Raw genomic sequence first — 16,579 nt, 5'->3', positions numbered from 1 at the left:
CGGGCTCAATACGCGCCCGACAGCAGCGCGCCCGCGCCAGGCACCACCGGCTCCAGGTCCAGCGCCTTGAGCATGGCGTAGGTCGTGGCCACCGCGGCGGTGACCACCGGCTTGCCGGTCAGCGCCTCGACCTTGGCGATGGCGGGCAGCGACGGCATCTGCACGCAGGCCGACAGCACGATCGCATCGACCCCGCGCGTGTCCATCTGCGCCACGATGGCCGGCAGGCGCGCCGGGTCGTGCCGCCCCACTTCCAGGTTGTCCGGGATCTCCAGCGCGCGGTAGTCTGCCACTTCGTAGCCTTCGTTGCGGATGTAGTCCACCACCAGTTCGGTCAGCGGCTTCATATAGGGCGCCACCACGGCGATGCGCCGCGCGCCGATGACCTGCAGCCCGTTGACCAGCGCGCCGGCGCTGGTGATCACCGGCGCATCGGCGCCATTGGCCGCGGTGTGCGCCTGCAGGCGCTGCTCCGAGACCCGGTGATAGCCGTGCCCCATGGCCATGATGGCCACCAGGCAGGCATAGCCCAGCACGTCGACGCGCGCGTCGCTCAGTTCCACCGCGCAGCGGTCGGACTCCGCGTCCATGGCGGCCAGTTCCTCCTTGACCACCTTCTTCATGCGCATGCGGCTGGAATGAAAAGTGAAGCGCTCCGGCCGGATCTGCTGGCGCGCCATCAGCATGGCCGGAATCTCGGTTTCCATCGTGGTGTTGGAACTCGGCACGATCTGGCCGATGCGGTAGGTCTTCTGCATGTCGTCCTCCGTGGGCGTCGATGGTCAGAGTTTGAACAGGCGCTGGGCATTGCCGCGACAGACCAGCTCGCGGGTGGTCTCGTCCAGCGGCGCGGTCTCGATGAATTCCACCGCCAGCTCGGTGGATTCGTACGGGTAATCGATGGAGAACATCACCGCCTCGGCGCCCATTTCCGCAATGGCGCCCACCAGGGTGGCGTGCGAGCACACGCCGGAAGTGGTGATCAGGACGTTGGCGCCGATGTACTCGGAAGGCTTGCGCTGCAGCTTGACGCCGTAGGGATAGGCGGCGAAGCGGCTGTCGAACCGCCAGCGCTGGAACGGCAAGCCCTCGCCCATGTGCCCCAGGATGAGCTTCACCCCGGGATAGCGGTCGAACACGCCGCCGAAGACCAGGCGCAGCGTGTGGGTGGCGGTCTCGACCCCCCAGCCCCAGGTGGCGCCGGCCAGTTCCGGGTGGCCGCGATAGGCGTGCGGCTCGACATACGCGTAGAACGGATGCAGGTACAGGGGCACGTCCAGGTCTTGCAGGCGTTCCCAGAACACGTCGTAGGCGGGATCGTCGTAGTACACGCCGTTGGTGTGGCCGTTGACCAGCGCCCCCTTGAAGCCCAACTCGGTGACGGTGCGCTCCAGTTCGGCGGCGGCGGTGGCCGGATCGTGCATGGGCAGCGTGGCAAACGCGCCGTAGCGGTCGGGGCGCTGCGCGACCTGCGCGGCCAGGAAATCGTTGTTCTCGCGCGCCCGCTTGAGAGCGACGGCGGGGTCGCGCTCGCCCTGCACGCCGGGGCCGGTCTGCGACAGGATGACATAGTCGATCCCGGCGCGGTCCATCAGGTCCAGGCGGTCCTGGCCGAAATCCGTCAGCCGGGCGCCCAGCTCCGCCGCGGTGGCCGGGTCCAGGTGCTGGACGAAAGCCCGTGAATAGTCCCCGAATCCGACCGCCGTGTAATGCTCCTCGAAGGCGATCTTGCGCACTGTCGTCATTCCTCTACTCCCCTGGGGATGCGGCCGTCATTGCCATGGCCACCCGGTCAGTTAATCAGCATACTGAATATATGCGGCGAACGCCGCCGTGACTATCACGCCGCCGCCACGCCTGCAGTGGCCGCGATTTATTTCAGTATACTGATTTTATACTCAGCATACTGACAAATAAAAGAGGATTTTGGGCGATCGCGCACAGGGTTATCCCGCCCCTTTCCGGGCCGCGGGTGGGAAGAGGACGAAGGCGGCCAGCGGGAAAAGCGGCGCAGGACGGCTTCAGAACGTCTTCAGGGCCGTCCGGCTGTACTGGTTATTGGCCTCGACCAGCGTGGACAGCAGTTTCATGAAGATTTCGCGGTTGCGCGGCGTCAGGGGCTCGAGCAGGCGCTGCTGGGCGCGCGCCATGCCGCCCTGCAGCAGGCCCATGATGCGCAGGCCTTCCTGGGTGATCACCGCCTGGCGCGACCGCTTGTCGTTGGGATTGACGCGGCGCTCGACCAGGCCGCGTTCCTGCAGGCGCTTGATCACGTCGGCCGTGGTGGTGCGGTCCAGCCCGAGCTCCATGCCGATGGCGGTCTGGTCCAGCCAGGGGCTGAGCGACAGCGCGGTCAGCACCCCGTATTGCACGGGGGTGACGTTCTGGGTCTTGCACTCTTCATAGAACAGTGCGTAGTGGATCTGGTTCAGCCGGCGCACCAGGTAGCCGGGACGCGACCAGAGCACCTGCTTGGCCGGGTCGAACACCGTGCTTTCGGAAGGCCGGGAAGCGCCGCGCGCCTTTTTGCTTGCCTGGTTGTCTCGTTCCGGCATGGAAGACGTAGCCTTATATTGTTAGTACACTGAATATTACACCACCGCCATCAAGTGGACTTTACAGGCTATTTTCGCCAGAACATCGGCGTGAACAACACCATTACGGTCAAGAGTTCCAGCCGGCCGATCAGCATCGCGAAGGTGCAGACCCAGGTCTGGAAGTCGGTCAGCACCGCGAAGTTGCCCATCGGGCCCACCGGCCCCAGGCCTGGGCCGGTATTGTTGATGCTGGCGATGACCGCCGAAAAGGCGGTGACGGGCTCCAGGCCCGACACCAGCAGCAGGCTGGTGAGCACCCCGATCGACAGGCCATAGGCCACCATGAAAGCCAGCACCGAGGCCATGACGCGCGGGTCCACCAGCCGCCCGCCCATGCGGATGGGGCTGACCGCCTGCGGATGCAGCATGGTGACCAGTTCATTGCGGGCCTGCTTGACCAGCAGCACCGCGCGGATCATCTTGATGCCGCCGCCGGTCGAGCCGGCCGAAGTCACGAAACCCGACAGCAGCAGCATGGTCAGCGGCGCGACCAGGGGCCAGGTGGCGTAGTCGACATTGGCGAAACCGGTGGTGGTAGCCACCGAGATGGTGTTGAACATGCCGTAGCGCAGGGCTTCCAGCGGCTCGTCGTAGATGCCGCGGAAATACAGGTACGCCGAGATCACCACGCCGGCGCCCAGCATGATGACCAGGTAGGGAATGGTCTGCGGGCAGAGCAGGTAGGCGCGAATGCGCCCCTGGCGCAGCGCGCTGAAATGGGTGGCGAAATTGATGCCGGCCAGTGTCATGAAAAACATGGCGACCAGTTCCACCGGCACCGAATCGAAATAGGCGAAGCCTTCGTCGCGCGTGGAGAAGCCGCCCAGCCCCATGGTTGTAGCGGTATGGCACCAGGCGTCGAACCATGACAGCCCGACGCCGCGATAGGCCACCAGGCACAGCAGCGACATGCCGAAATAGACGCCGTACAGGGCCTTGGCGGTGCTGGCGATGCGCGGCGTCAGGCGCTCGTCTTTCATGGGGCCGGGGGTCTCGGCGCGCACCACCTGGTGCCCTCCCACGCCCAGCAGCGGCATGATCGCGACCGCCAGCACCAGGATGCCCAGGCCGCCGATCCAGACCAGCGTGGCGCGCCACAGGTTGATGGACGACGGCAGCCGGTCCAGGCCGGTCAGCACGGTGCCGCCGGTGGTGGTCAGGCCGGACATGGCCTCGAAATACGCGTCGGTGAACGACAGCGGCAGGCCGGCCCGGTCGAAATAGATCAGCAGCGGGATGGCCGCCAGCAGCGGCAGCACGGCCCATACCACCGACACCAGCAGGAAGCCGTCGCGCGCGTGCAGCTCGCTGCGGCAGCGCCGCGTTACCGCCCAGACCGCCGCCCCGCCGCCGAAGGCCAGCAGGAAGCCGTCGAGGAACGCGGTAAAGCCGCCGTCGCCGCCGATATACGCCACCAGCAGCGGCAGCAGCATGGTGAGCGAGAACACGACCATGGTCAGGCCGGCCACGTAGAAGGTCGCCAGCAAGCGCTTCATGCGATCCGCTCAGCGTGCGTGGCCGTATGGCGCATGGGTGGGTCCGTCCGCGGTCAGAAGAAGGAGGCCGACACCTGGAACAGCTTTTCCACGCGCGGCATCATCTGGCGCGACGGCACGAACACGATGACATGGTCGTCGGTCTGGATGACGGTGTCGTCGTCCGGCATGATGATCTCGTCGCCGCGCGCCAGCGCGCCGATGCTGGCGCCCCGGGGCAGGCGGATGGCGCCGACCGCCCGGCCCACCACCTTGGAATTGCTGCGGTCGCCGTGCGCCACGGCCTCGATGGCCTCGGCCACGCCCTGCCGCAGGCGATGCACGGCGGCGATGTCGCCGCGGCGCACATGGCGCAGCAGTTCGCTCATGGTGGCCTGCGAGGGCGACACGGCAATGTCGATGTGGCTGCCCTGCATCAGCTCGCCGTAGGCCTGCCGGTTGATCAGCGCGATCACCTTGCGGGCGCCCAGCCGCTTGGCCAGCAGCGACGACATGATGTTGTCCTCGTCGTCGCTGGTCAGGGCCAGCCAGGTGTCCATGTCCTCGATGTTCTCGCGCTCGAGCAGTTCTTCGTCGGTGCCGTTGCCGTTCAGGACCAGCACGTTGCTGGGCAGCTCGGCGACCAGGTATTCGCAGCGCTTGGGGTCGCGCTCGATGATGCGCACGCTGTAGCCTTCCTCGGCCAGCTGGCGGGCCAGGCGCAGGCCGATATTGCCGCCGCCGGCGATCATGACGCGGCGCACGGACTTCTCGGCTTCGCGCAACTGGCGCACGGCGCGCCGCGCATGGCGGGTGTCGACCACCAGCACCACTTCGTCGCCCGGCGCGATGACGGTGCCCCGGTCGGCCTGCAGGGGCCGGCCGTCGCGCACCACGTCGACCACGCGCGCGGACACGTCGGGCCACACTTCGCGCAGCTGCGCCACGGGATGGTGGGCCATGGGGCTGCCGTGGCCCACGCGCACCGTGAGCACGCTGATGCGCCCGTCGGCGAACTCGACCACCTGCAGGGCCTCGGGGAATTCGATCAGGCTGTGCAGGTAGGTGGTGACGCTGCGCTCGGGGCTGATCAGGGCGTCGATGCAGAAGCCTTCCTCGCCCATCAGCTCGGGATGCTCGGCGAAATCGGGCATGCGGATGCGGGCGATGCGCCGCGGCACATTGAACAGCTGCCGCGCGATCTTGCAGCCCACCATGTTGGCCGCGTCGGAGGCCGAACAGGCGATGAACAGGTCGGCGTCGGCCGCCCCGGCGGATTCCAGCACGGCCACCTGGGTGCCGTCGCCGTGCACAACGCGCAGGTCGAAGCGGTCTTGCAGGTAGCGCAGGTGATCGACGTTCGTGTCGATGACGGTAATGTCGTTCTGCTCGGACACCAGGTTTTCGGCCAGGCTGGTGCCGACGCGACCGGCCCCCATGATGAGGATTTTCATGTGCCTCGCTTGCGCGCGGATTCGATGCCCAGCTGCTTGAGCTTGCGGTACAGGTGGGTGCGTTCCAGCCCGGTGCGCTCGGATACGCGGGTCATGCTGTGGTTCTCGCGCGCCAGGTGGTATTCGAAATAGATGCGTTCGAACTCGTCGCGCGCCTCGCGCAGGGGCTGGTCGAGGGCGATGGAGCCGAGCCGGCCGCTGGCGAGCGGGGCGGCTTGGGCCGCGGGCGCCGCGGGCATGGCCACGGGCGCGTCGAGCTCGTCCTCGAGCGCCACGACCGGCGCCACCGGCGCCAGCGGCGCCGCGGCGGGCAGCGGATTCGGGGCCCGGCCGCGCGCCAGGCCGGCGGCGATGGTCTTGAGCAGGCGCTGCAGGGTGATGGGCTTCTCGAGGAAGTCCATGGCGCCGATGCGCGTGGCCTCGACGGCGGTATCGATGGTGGCGTGGCCGCTCATCATGATGACGGGCATGTCGAGCAGGCCTTGCGAGCCCCATTCCTTGAGCAGGCTGACGCCGTCGGTGTCCGGCATCCAGATGTCCAGCAGCACCAGATCGGGGCGCGTGCGCAGGCGCGCGGCGCGGGCCTGCGCGGCATTTTCGGCCAGCTCGACCGTGTGTCCTTCATCGTAAAGAATCTCGGACAGGAGTTCGCGAATGCCGACTTCGTCGTCAACCACCAGAATTCTGGCCATAAACCATCCACCTATTGCGTAGCCGCATTATCCTTTTCTTGCGCAGTCGCGTCCATAGCGCCGGCTTTCGGCGCCAGGCGGGTCAGCAGTATCGAGACCCGCGCCCCACCTTCCTTGCGATTGGCAAGATCGATCCTGCCGCCATGTTCTTCGATGATTTTGCGCACAATTGCCAATCCTAACCCAGTCCCATGGGCCTTGGTGGTCACGTAGGGCTCGAAGGCCCGCTGCATGACCTTCTGCGAGAAGCCCTGGCCGGTGTCGGCGACGGTGAATCGGACCGCGGGCTGCGCGGCCGCTTCGTCGTCGGGCCCGCGCATCAGTTGCGTGGTGACGCGCACGCGCCCCTGGCCGCCCTGCTCGGCGACCGCATCGCGGGCGTTCGACAGCAGGTTGTGGATGACCTGCCGCAACTGGGTGGGATCGCCCTCGATCCAGGGCAGGCCCGGCTCCAGCTCGACATCGAGGTTCAGCGCCGGCGCGCCGGCGCGTGCCGCGCCGCCCTCGCCCGGCTCCCAGCCGTACAGGGCCAGGACGTCGGCCACCAGGGCGTTGAAGTCGATGGACTGCATCACGGCCGGCGGGGTGCGGGCATACTCGCGGAAGTCGTCGACCATCTGCTTGAGCGAGCCCACCTGGTTGACGATGGTGTTGGTGGCGCGCTCGAGCATCTGCCGGTCCGCCGGCGCAAGGCGGTCGGCCAGCTTCATGGCCAGGCGCTCGGCCGAGAGCTGGATGGGCGTGAGCGGGTTCTTGATCTCGTGCGCCAGGCGGCGCGCGACTTCGCCCCAGGCCACGGTGCGGTTGGCCGAGATGACCTCGGAGATGTCGTCGAACACCACCAGGTAGCCGTTGCCGCGCCCGTCGACCCGCAAGTGGGTGCCGCGCGCCAGCAGGGTCAGCGGCTGCGGCGGCTCGTCGCCGGCGAGGACGATCTCGAACTGCTGCTGCCAGTGCAGGCGCTCGGACCCGACCGCGGCGTGCTGCGCGAAGGCCTGCCGCACGACCTGGGTGAATTCCAGCAGGCCGTCGACGGTTTCCAGCGGCCGCCCGATGACCGAACGCAGGTCGGCCTGCAAAATGGATTGCGCCCCCTGGTTCACCATGGTGACGCGGAACCCTTCGTCGAACACCAGCACGCCGGACGACAGGTTCGACAGCACGCTTTCCAGGTACACATTGGAACGCTCGAGCTGGCGGCGATTGCTTTCCACCATGTGGCGGGCCTCGTCCAGCTGGCGCGTCATGGCGTTGAACGAGCGCGTCAATTGACCGACCTCGTCGCGCTCGGGCGGTTCGGGCAGCGGACGGTAGTCGCCCACCCCCACCGCCTGCGTCCCGGCCGCCAGGCGCAGCAGCGGCCGCACCAGCCGCTTGGACAGCGACAGGGCCACGGCGATGGCCGCGAACACCGCCAGCAGCAGCGCCAGCGTCAGGGTGATGCCGTACAGCTTGCGCAGGCCCAGCCGCGACAAGGCCAGTTCCTGGTAGTCGCGGAAGCCCTGCTGCACCTGGTTGGCGTTGTCGGCGATCTGCTCGGGCACCGGCTGCACCAGTTGCAGCCAGCGCGGCTCGGAAGGCGAGGACAAGAGGCTGTCGAAGCGCGCCGGCGCGCCCAGCGGGATGACCACGCGCAGCAGCAGGCGGTCCTGGCCGCCCTGCGGGCCGGACTCTTCGGCTTCGGCGCCCGAGTAGCCCCGCCCCAGGCGCAGCTGGTTGAGCACGGCGGGCGGCGGCATTTCGGGCAGCAGCTGGCCGTACTGGTCGGTGGAGAACGCCACCAGCCGGCCGCTGCCCGTGAAGACCATGACCTCCTGGACGCCGCTGGACTCGCGCAGCCGCGTCAGCGCCAGGGGGATGTCGCGGTCGGCGGCGTTGTTGAGCTCGGAGGCCATGGCGCGGGCCTTGGCGTCCATGTCGGCCAGCAGCGAGTCGAGCGCGGCGCGGCCGAGATTCAGGCCCGATTCGAGCGCGCTGTCGACCCGCACGTTGAACCAGGACTCGATCGAGCGCGACATGAATTGCACCGACACGGTGTAGATCAGCGCCCCCGGCACCACGCCGATGAGGGCGAACGCCAGCGCGAAGCGGGCCGTCATGCGGGCGCCGAACTGGCGGCGGCGGATCTGCCGCACCAGCCGCGTGGTCAGCGCCACCACCCAGACGAACAGGGCCAGCGCGAAGATGCCGTTGAGGATCAGCAGAGTGTCGTAATAGCGGGCGAAGCGCGAGGCGTTGCCGGTGGACCAGGCCAGCAGGCCCAGCAGCGCCAGCCCGCTGACCGCCCCGATGATCAGAGCCAGGCGTAGCAGGAGTCTCATGATGGATCCCGGGGCTCGGCCAGCGAGAACGAGAAATCGGTCCAGGGGGTGGCCAGCGACCACGAACTGCTGTTGAGCGCGTTGACCTGGAACGGCCGGGCCAGTTGCGAGGTGTCGAGCCGCAGGCGCAGCTGGCCGCTGTAGGGCACGCCGTAGTCGAGCTCGTCCGCGCCGACCAGCGCCCAGTTGCGGATGTGGCGCACCATGTCCATGGCCTCGTCGAGCGACGATACCGGCAGCGACAGCTCGCCGCTGCCGGCGCGCCACTGGCGCGTCAGGGCGTTGTAGACCACGCGCCAGGTCATGCTGGTGTCGACCACGGTTTCGTCGAACCACCACCAGCGGGCGCGGGTGATGGTGATGTCGGCGGTGAAATACAGCGGCAGGCCGCGTTCGGCGGCGTCGCGCAACTGGTCGTTGAGCGGGAAATCGATGTCGGCGCTGATCTCGAGGCTGCCGTCGCGGATGCCCGGCTCGATGCGCGTGACGCGTGCCTCATCGGCGTGCGCCAGCCCCCCCGGCCCGAGCGGGAACAGGGCAAATACCAGCAATAGCGCGCAACATAGGCGAGAGATCATCGACATTCGGCATCCAACGACTTCATCCGGGTATTCTTGGCGATTCAGGACTGCTTGGCAAACAGCGCATAGAAAAATCCGTCGTGCTGGACCCGCGGTGTTGCATCGATGGCAACAGGCAGCAGCTGGCCGGGCGCGTCCAGGCGCCGGGCATCGGGGTGGCGCCGCAGGAAGCCGGCGGCCTGGTCGGCGCCCTCGGCGGGAAACACCGAACACGTCACATATAGCAGGCGGCCGCCCGGCGCGACCGTGCGCCACAGCGCATCGACGATGCGCGCCTGCAGCGCGGCGGTGCGGGCCACGTCGGGCGCGCGCCGCAGCCAGCGGATATCCGGATGGCGGCGCACGATGCCCGATGCGGTGCAAGGCACGTCGGCCAGCACCGCGTCGAAAGGCCGGCCATCCCACCAGGCGTCCGGGTCGGCGGCATCGGCTGCGGCCAGCGCGACGCGGTCCGAGCGCAGCCCCAGCCGGTCGAGGTTCTGCGCCACGCGCTGCAGCCGCCCGGCGTCGGCATCCAGCGCCAGCAGGTCGATGTCGGCCAGCTCCAGCAGGTGCGCCGTCTTGCCGCCGGGCGCCGCGCAGGCGTCGAGCACGCGCTCGCCGTCGCGCACCCCGAGCAGCGGCGCGGCCAGTTGCGCGCCGGCATCCTGCACCGACCACCAGCCCTCGGCGAAGCCGGGCAGTTGCGTCACCGGCCGGGCCTGCGCCAGCACCAGGCCGGCCGGGCCGGCGGGTTCGGCCTCGATGCCGGCCGTGCCCAGCGCGTCGCGCACCTGGTCGCGACCGGCGCGGCGCCGGTTCACCCGCAGGGTCAAGGGCGCCGGCAGGTTGGCGGCCGCCACGATGTCGCGCCACAGCGCCGGGTAGGCTTTTTCCAGTTCCCGCACCCACCAGCCGGGGTGATGCCAGCGCGCCTCCGGACGGTCGGCCACGGCGGCCTCCAGGGCGTCGCGTTCGCGCAGGAAGCGGCGCAGGCTGGCATTGAGCAGGCCCTTGTAGGCCGACAGGCCGCGCTGGCCGGCGGCGGCCGTGACGGCCTGGTTCACCACCGTGTGCGGCGCATAGACGGGCATGCCGGGAATCGCGTCTTCCGGCGCCGGCGCGGCGGCCGGCGCCTTCAGCAGCGTCAGCGCCACCCGCAGCAGCGCGTCGAACATGGCCCCGGGCGAACGCTGCACCAGGCTGGCCGCGATGGCGTCGGCCCAGCCCAGGTAGCGCATGGCATGGAACGACACCGCCTGCACGGCCGGCCGCAAGTCCGGGGCCACCCCGGCCAGGGCGTCGGTCAGCGAACGGCCGTCGCGCACGGCGCGCACGGCGCCGGCGGCGGCCAGCAAGACGGCTGCCAGGGCCGGACGCGGCGATGGCGGATCAGGGGAATCGGAATGCGCAGACATGGATGACACACGAGAAGCAACCCCGCTATGGTAGCCGCTGGCTGGACGAATCCGGCGCCGCGGTCCACACTTGCCCTTCTCCGCCCCCGCCGCGCCTGCCGCCGCCATGACTCTCGCCACCCTGCTGCTGTTCGCCCTGGCCTCCGGCATCACCATCGCCACGCCGGGCCCGACCGTGCTGCTCGCCATGAGCAACGGCTCGCGCCATGGCGTGCGCGCCGCCGCCTGGGGCATGGCGGGAGCCGTGCTGGCCGACATGATCCTGGTCGCCATCGTGGCATCGGGGCTGGGGGTGCTGCTGGCGGCCTCGGAAGTTGCCTTCCAGGCCCTCAAGTGGGCCGGCGCCGCCTATCTGGCCTACCTCGGCTGGCGCCTGCTGCGCACCGACGCGCCGGCCGTGCTGGCGGCCGAGCCCCCCGACGCGCCCGGCGCGCGGCAACTGTTCCTGCGCAGCTTCCTGGTCGCCATCACCAACCCCAAGGCGCTGCTGTTCATGTCCGCCTTCCTGCCGCAGTTCATCGACCCGGCCGCGCCGCTGCTGCCCCAGTACCTGGCGCTGGCGGCCGTGCTGGCCGTACTCAACCTGGCCGCCATGCTGGCCTATGCGCTGCTGGGCGCCCGCATGATGCGGGCGCTGAAACACGGCGGGCTGCGCTGGCTCAACCGCCTGTGCGGCGGCGCGCTGATCGCCATGGCGGCCACGCTGGCGCTGTACCGGCGCGGCGGCGCCTGAACGGCGCGCCCCGGGCGCCGCGAAGCGGCTAGAATCGCCTGTTTGCCCCGTGCCGTGGGCTAAAATTGCGCAATTTTCGACCGCCTGCGCGCGCCGCGCGCTCCCCGAGGTATTCCATGTCTTCCCCCAAAGTCGGCTTCGTCAGCCTTGGCTGCCCGAAAGCCCTGGTCGATTCCGAACGCATCCTGACCCAACTGCGCACCGAGGGCTACCAGGTCACGCCCGAATACGATGACGCCGACGTGGTGGTGGTCAACACCTGCGGCTTCATCGACAGCGCCAAGGCCGAATCGCTGGAGGCCATCGGCGAAGCCATCGCCGAGAATGGCAAGGTGATCGTCACCGGCTGCATGGGCGTCGAGGAATCGGTGATCCGCGAGGTCCATCCCAGCGTGCTGGCGGTGACCGGCCCGCAGCAATATGAAGAAGTGGTGCGCGCGGTGCACCAGGCCGCGCCGCCGAAGGCGGACCACAACCCGTATGTCGACCTGGTGCCGCCGCAGGGCATCAAGCTCACGCCGCGCCACTACGCCTACCTGAAAATTTCCGAAGGCTGCAACCACCGCTGCAGCTTCTGCATCATCCCGTCCATGCGCGGCGACCTGGTCAGCCGGCCGGTGGGCGAGGTCCTGAACGAGGCCGAACGCCTGGTGAAGGCGGGCGTCAAGGAGCTGCTGGTCATCTCGCAGGACACCAGCGCCTACGGCGTGGACATCAAGTATCGCAGCGGCTTCTGGCACGGCCGGCCGGTCAGGACGCGCATGACCGAGCTCTGTACGGCCTTGTCCGAACTCGGCGTCTGGACGCGCCTGCACTATGTGTACCCCTACCCGCACGTGGACGAGGTGATTCCGCTGATGGCGCAGGGCAAGGTGCTGCCGTACCTGGACATTCCATTCCAGCACGCCAGCCCGCGCATCCTGAAAGCCATGAAACGGCCGGCCTTCGAGGACAAGACGCTGGCGCGCATCAAGCGCTGGCGCGAGGAGTGCCCCGACCTGACGCTGCGCTCCACCTTCATCGTCGGCTTCCCCGGCGAAACCGAGGAAGACTTCCAGTACCTGCTGGACTGGATGAACGAGGCGCAACTCGACCGCGTCGGCTGTTTCCAGTATTCGCCGGTGGACGGCGCGCCCGCCAATGCCCTGCCGGACGCGGTGCCCGACGAGGTCAAGCAGGAACGCTGGGACCGCTTCATGGCGCACCAGCAGGCCATTTCGGCCGCGCGCCTGCAGGCGCGCGTGGGCCACGACATCGATGTGCTGATCGACAGCGTCGACGCCGACGGCGCGGTCGGGCGCTCCAGCGCCGATGCGCCGGAAATCGACGGCAACGTCTACGTCAGCAGCGCGCGCGCGCTGCGGCCGGGCGACCTGGTGCGCGTGCGCGTCACCGGGGCGGACGAATACGACCTGCACGGCGACGCGGACTGACGCAGGGTCCGGCGGCGCGGTGCCAGGCACCCTGCGGGAGCCTGGCACCTGAAATTGCGCGGCCTTGCTATGGTGTCAGGCCCCCGCGGGGTGCCTGGCACCAGCGACATCAGTTCTTGGCCAGGAAATCCGACAAGTCGTCGGCGTGCTCTTCCTCGACCGCCAGGATTTCCTCCAGCAGGCGGCGCGTGGTGGGGTCCTTGTCGCCCACGTAGTCGACCATCTGCCGGTAGCTGTCGATGGCGATGCGTTCAGCGATGAGGTTCTCCTTGATCATGTCCTTCAGGTTGCTGGCCTCGACGTATTCCGAATGGCTGCGCTCCAGCAGGCCCACCGGCGACAGGTTGGGCTCGCCGCCCAATTGCACGATGCGCTCGGCGATGCGGTCGGCGTGGCCGAGCTCCTCGGCGGCGTGCTCGGCGAACTCAGCGGCCACCGGCTCGGCGTTCAGGCCGCGCGCCATGAAATAGTGGCGCTTGTAGCGCAGCACACAGACCACTTCGGTGGCCAGGGCCTCGTTCAGCAGCTTGAGCACCGCTTCGCGGTCGGCGCGGTAGCCCTCGGTGACGGCGCCGGACTCGATGTCCTGGCGGGCCTTGGCGCGAATCCCGGCCACGTCCACTTCGAACGCGCCGCCGCTGCGGGATGACGATTGGGCTTGGGTAGTTTGTTGCATATCGCTGGCTCCTTGTTTTGATGAGGGCAAGACGATGGTGGCGCCCATGGGACGCCGACAACCCAGTGTATCGACCGGGCCGTGCCCACGCTGTGTCCAAACATTGCTTGGGGCGCGCCGGGCAGGATCTGCAACTTGCGTAAACTAGTTACTGATCGCCCCTGTGGCGGGCGATGTAATTTGTAACGGGTGTACGCTCTCTAACCATGAAATTACAGAACATTTGTGTTTATTGCGGCTCCAACGGCGGCAGCCGTCCCGACTACGCCGATGGCGCGCGCGAACTGGCGCGCGAACTGGTGCGGCGCGACATCGGGCTGGTCTATGGCGGCGCGAGCGTCGGCATCATGGGCATCGTGGCCGATGCCGTGCTGGCCGAGGGCGGCCGCGTCATGGGCATCATCCCCGAGCCGCTGATGCGCAAGGAACTGGCGCACCGCGGCCTGACCGAGCTGCACGTGGTGCAGACCATGCACGAGCGCAAGACCATGATGGCGGCGCGGGCCGACGGCTTCGTGGCCCTGCCCGGCGGCGCCGGCACCCTGGAAGAAATCTTCGAGACCTGGACCTGGGCCCAGCTGGGGATGCACGAGAAGCCCTGCGGCCTGCTCAATATCGCCGGCTATTACGATCAACTGGCCGGCTTCCTGGACCATGCGGTGCAGGAATCGTTCATGCGCGCCGAACACCGCGCCATGCTGGCCGTGGAAAGCCAGCCGGGCGCCCTGCTGGACCGTTTCGCTTCTTACCAGCCGCCCACCGTATCCAAATGGATCGATCCGGGCGAACACTGAACTGAACCCTCCTGTCCATCGCGTATCCCGCCATGCCCACAGCCACGGTCATCCCTGCCAGTACGTCGTCCTTGATGCGGAACTACCTCCGCGCCAAGGACGAAAACCGCCCACTCTTCATGGCGCGCGCCTTCGCGCCGGACGCAGTCCTGAAGATGACGCTGCGCACCCAGGCCATTGCCTTCCCGCCCGAGGCGCGGGGCCTGGACGCGATCACCGAGGCCCTGGTCCGCACCTTCGGCCAGACCTACGAGAACGTATTCACCTTCTACCTCGCCCATCCGGGCGACGACGCGATCCTGTCCGAGTACACCTGCGACTGGTTCGTGGGCATGACGGAGAAGGGCACCCGGCAGGTGCGGGTAGGCTGCGGCACCTATGACTGGGTGTTCCAGCAGGCCCCGCACCTGGCCACGCGCCTGGAGATCACCATCGAGACCATGCTGAGCCTGCCGGCCGACACCGCGCCGGCGGTGTTCGCCTGGCTGACCGCGCTGCCCTACCCCTGGACGGACTCGCAGCGCGTGGTCACCAGCGCCCCGCCCATCGAGGCGCTGGCGCCCGTCATGCACTGGATCCGCCGGGTCGAGCGCACGGCCTACCCGGCGGACGGCACGGCTTGAAATACGACCTGGCGGCATTCGATTTCGACGGCACGCTGGCCGACACCATGCCCTGGTTCGAATCAGTGCTGGACGGAGTGGCCGACCGCTATGGCTTTCGCAAGGTGGACGCCGCCGAGCGGGAGCAACTGCGCCACCGCAACGCCCACGACATTCTCAAGTACCTGGGCATCCCGGCGTGGAAAATGCCGGCCATCATGGCGCACGTGCGCCAGCTCATGCGCGATGGCGCGCCCGGCCCGCAGCTGTTCGACGGCATCGCGCCGGCGCTGGCGCGCGTGCGCGAGGCGGGCCTGCGGCTGGCGGTGGTCAGCTCGAATTCGCCCGACAACGTGCGCCGCGCGCTGGGCCCGCAGACCAGCCAGCTGTTCGACGATTACGAATGCGGCATCGACATGTTCGGCAAGGCCGCCAAGCTGAAGCGGCTGCTGGCGCGCCACCGCGTGGCGCCCCAGCGCTGCATCCTGGTCGGCGACGAAATGCGCGACATCGACGCGGCGCGCAAGGCCGGCGTGCGCGTGGGCGCCGTGGCCTGGGGCTATAACCACGTGGACGCGCTGCGCGGCCATGGCCCCGACGAGATCATCATGCACGTGGCCGACCTGCCGGCCGTCCTGACACGCACTGACTAGAGCCTGGACCATGGATATCGACGACTCCCATCGCATTGCCGACCTCGACGCCTTGCTGGCCCTGTACGGCCAGCCCAGCGAGGCCTCGATCATGAAGGAAGTGGACCATGTGCACCCGCACTACCGCGCCTTCATCGAGGCCGCGCCGTTCGCGGTGCTGGCCACCAGCGGGCCGGACGGCCTGGACGCCTCGCCGCGCGGCGACCCGGCCGGCTTCGTGACCGTGGCCGACGACAAGACCCTGCTCATTCCGGACCGGCGCGGCAACAACCGCATCGATACGCTGCGCAATATCCTGGCGGATCCGCGCGTGGCGCTGCTGTTCCTGGTGCCGGGCGTGGGCGAGACGCTGCGCGTCAACGGCCACGCCAGCATCAGCACCGACCCGGCCCTGCTGGCGCGCTTCGCCATGCAGGACAAGCCGCCCCGCTCGGTGCTGGTGGTGCACGTGGAGACCGTGTTCTTCCAGTGTTCGCGCGCCATCGTGCGCTCGGCGCTGTGGGACCCGGCCACGCAGATCGAACGGTCGCGGCTGCCCAGCACGGGGCGGATCCTGGCCGACATCAGCGCCGGCACCATCGACGGCGAAGCCTATGACCGGGCGCTGCCGGGGAGAGTGCGAGATACCTTGTATTGATTGCGTGCGTGCCGGGGGGATGGTCCGGGGCGGGGGTTTGGGTTCTATAGGCGTCGTTGTGGGAGGCCGGGCTGATCGTGGTTCTTGCACTTCGTGGGCGCGCAAGGGGAAGGGGGGAACATTTTTGCGGGGCCGCGCCGGACAGGCGCCCTGCGCGCCTGTCCGGCGCATTCGGGCTAGGCATGCGGCGGGTGGCATGGCAAGCGCCTGAGCGCTTGGCTGATTAAGCGTGAACCAGGCGCTGCAATATGACGGCCGCCCACTCTCACGACGGCTGCCATGCGAAGGGTCATTCAAGCCGCGCAGGGCGGCTTGAATGACCGGCCCGGCAAGATTTTCTTCCCTTCCACCGCGGCCGCCGCCGAAGCATCAGAACCCCGACCGCCCCGGCGATGTGTCGATTCGAGTTGTCGCGAGCCGGGGCGCGGGGCTGGGCGCGGCGGGGCGCCTCGGGGCCGAGCGAGGGAAACCGAAGGAGCGCAGCGACGAGGTTGACGACGCGGTGCCGGAAGAACGCAAACACCCCCGGCCGCG

Annotated in this window: 16 protein-coding genes; 6 read left to right on the top strand and 10 right to left on the bottom strand. The window is 68.5% G+C overall.

Going from position 1 to position 16,579, the window contains the following annotated elements:
• Window positions 1-5: 5 nt before the first annotated feature.
• From ACKTT0_RS10105 to rsmB, 9 genes are all read right to left on the bottom strand, one after another.
• Window positions 6-758 (bottom strand): maleate cis-trans isomerase family protein, encoded by a 753-nt coding sequence (locus ACKTT0_RS10105; RefSeq protein WP_407849774.1) that lies wholly within the window; start codon window positions 756-758, stop codon window positions 6-8.
• 24 nt (window positions 759-782) lie between these two features.
• The gene (locus ACKTT0_RS10100; protein WP_407849773.1) at window positions 783-1,745 is read right to left on the bottom strand and encodes an amidohydrolase family protein; all 963 of its coding nucleotides are present in this window, start codon (window positions 1,743-1,745) and stop codon (window positions 783-785) included.
• Between the two features lie 276 nt (window positions 1,746-2,021).
• A complete protein-coding gene (locus ACKTT0_RS10095) occupies window positions 2,022-2,489 on the bottom strand; it encodes a MarR family winged helix-turn-helix transcriptional regulator (protein WP_407852409.1) in 468 nt (155 codons plus the stop codon).
• 134 nt (window positions 2,490-2,623) lie between these two features.
• Window positions 2,624-4,093, bottom strand: a complete 1,470-nt coding sequence (locus ACKTT0_RS10090) for a TrkH family potassium uptake protein (RefSeq protein WP_407849772.1) — start codon at window positions 4,091-4,093, stop codon at window positions 2,624-2,626.
• A 53-nt stretch (window positions 4,094-4,146) separates the two neighbouring features.
• A complete protein-coding gene (trkA, locus tag ACKTT0_RS10085) occupies window positions 4,147-5,526 on the bottom strand; it encodes a Trk system potassium transporter TrkA (RefSeq protein WP_407849770.1) in 1,380 nt (459 codons plus the stop codon).
• A complete protein-coding gene (locus ACKTT0_RS10080; protein WP_407849769.1) occupies window positions 5,523-6,218 on the bottom strand; it encodes a response regulator in 696 nt (231 codons plus the stop codon). Before ACKTT0_RS10080 ends, trkA begins: the two co-directional genes overlap by 4 nt.
• An 11-nt stretch (window positions 6,219-6,229) precedes the next feature.
• Complete coding sequence (locus tag ACKTT0_RS10075; RefSeq protein WP_407849768.1) at window positions 6,230-8,539, bottom strand: sensor histidine kinase; 2,310 nt, start codon at window positions 8,537-8,539, stop codon at window positions 6,230-6,232.
• Window positions 8,536-9,123 carry a DUF4390 domain-containing protein gene (locus tag ACKTT0_RS10070; protein WP_407849767.1) on the bottom strand — a complete coding sequence of 196 codons (588 nt, stop codon included), beginning with the start codon at window positions 9,121-9,123 and terminating at the stop codon, window positions 8,536-8,538. Before ACKTT0_RS10070 ends, ACKTT0_RS10075 begins: the two co-directional genes overlap by 4 nt.
• A 38-nt stretch (window positions 9,124-9,161) precedes the next feature.
• On the bottom strand, window positions 9,162-10,517 hold the full coding sequence (gene rsmB, locus ACKTT0_RS10065) for a 16S rRNA (cytosine(967)-C(5))-methyltransferase RsmB (RefSeq protein ID WP_407849766.1): 1,356 nt from the start codon (window positions 10,515-10,517) through the stop codon (window positions 9,162-9,164).
• Between the two features lie 106 nt (window positions 10,518-10,623).
• Between rsmB and ACKTT0_RS10060 the strand changes: the two genes are divergently transcribed.
• Complete coding sequence (locus tag ACKTT0_RS10060; RefSeq protein ID WP_407849765.1) at window positions 10,624-11,250, top strand: LysE family translocator; 627 nt, start codon at window positions 10,624-10,626, stop codon at window positions 11,248-11,250.
• A gap of 116 nt (window positions 11,251-11,366) precedes the next feature.
• Window positions 11,367-12,683: a 30S ribosomal protein S12 methylthiotransferase RimO gene (rimO, locus tag ACKTT0_RS10055; protein WP_407849764.1), complete on the top strand. Its 1,317-nt coding sequence runs from the start codon at window positions 11,367-11,369 to the stop codon at window positions 12,681-12,683.
• 109 nt (window positions 12,684-12,792) lie between these two features.
• Here the strand turns inward: rimO and ACKTT0_RS10050 are convergent, their stop codons facing one another.
• Window positions 12,793-13,359 carry a ferritin-like domain-containing protein gene (locus ACKTT0_RS10050; RefSeq protein ID WP_407849763.1) on the bottom strand — a complete coding sequence of 189 codons (567 nt, stop codon included), beginning with the start codon at window positions 13,357-13,359 and terminating at the stop codon, window positions 12,793-12,795.
• Between the two features lie 206 nt (window positions 13,360-13,565).
• Here ACKTT0_RS10050 and ACKTT0_RS10045 point away from each other — a divergent pair, with 206 nt between their 5' ends.
• Genes ACKTT0_RS10045 through ACKTT0_RS10030 form a run of 4 tightly spaced genes read left to right on the top strand, consistent with a single transcriptional unit; the run spans window position 13,566 to window position 16,045 of the window.
• A complete protein-coding gene (locus tag ACKTT0_RS10045) occupies window positions 13,566-14,153 on the top strand; it encodes an LOG family protein (RefSeq protein ID WP_407849762.1) in 588 nt (195 codons plus the stop codon).
• A 32-nt stretch (window positions 14,154-14,185) separates the two neighbouring features.
• Window positions 14,186-14,776 carry a hypothetical protein gene (locus tag ACKTT0_RS10040; protein ID WP_407849761.1) on the top strand — a complete coding sequence of 197 codons (591 nt, stop codon included), beginning with the start codon at window positions 14,186-14,188 and terminating at the stop codon, window positions 14,774-14,776.
• On the top strand, window positions 14,773-15,408 hold the full coding sequence (locus tag ACKTT0_RS10035) for an HAD hydrolase-like protein (protein WP_407849760.1): 636 nt from the start codon (window positions 14,773-14,775) through the stop codon (window positions 15,406-15,408). Before ACKTT0_RS10040 ends, ACKTT0_RS10035 begins: the two co-directional genes overlap by 4 nt.
• A 10-nt stretch (window positions 15,409-15,418) precedes the next feature.
• Window positions 15,419-16,045 (top strand): pyridoxamine 5'-phosphate oxidase family protein, encoded by a 627-nt coding sequence (locus tag ACKTT0_RS10030; protein WP_407849759.1) that lies wholly within the window; start codon window positions 15,419-15,421, stop codon window positions 16,043-16,045.
• Window positions 16,046-16,579 lie beyond the last annotated feature (534 nt).

The sequence above is a fragment of the Bordetella saccharivorans genome (assembly GCF_045862855.1).
GTDB classification, from domain to species: Bacteria; Pseudomonadota; Gammaproteobacteria; order Burkholderiales; family Burkholderiaceae_B; genus Bordetella_A; species Bordetella_A petrii_F.
Note: the sequence above shows the minus strand (reverse complement) of the source record. Positions and strands in the feature narration are given on the sequence as shown.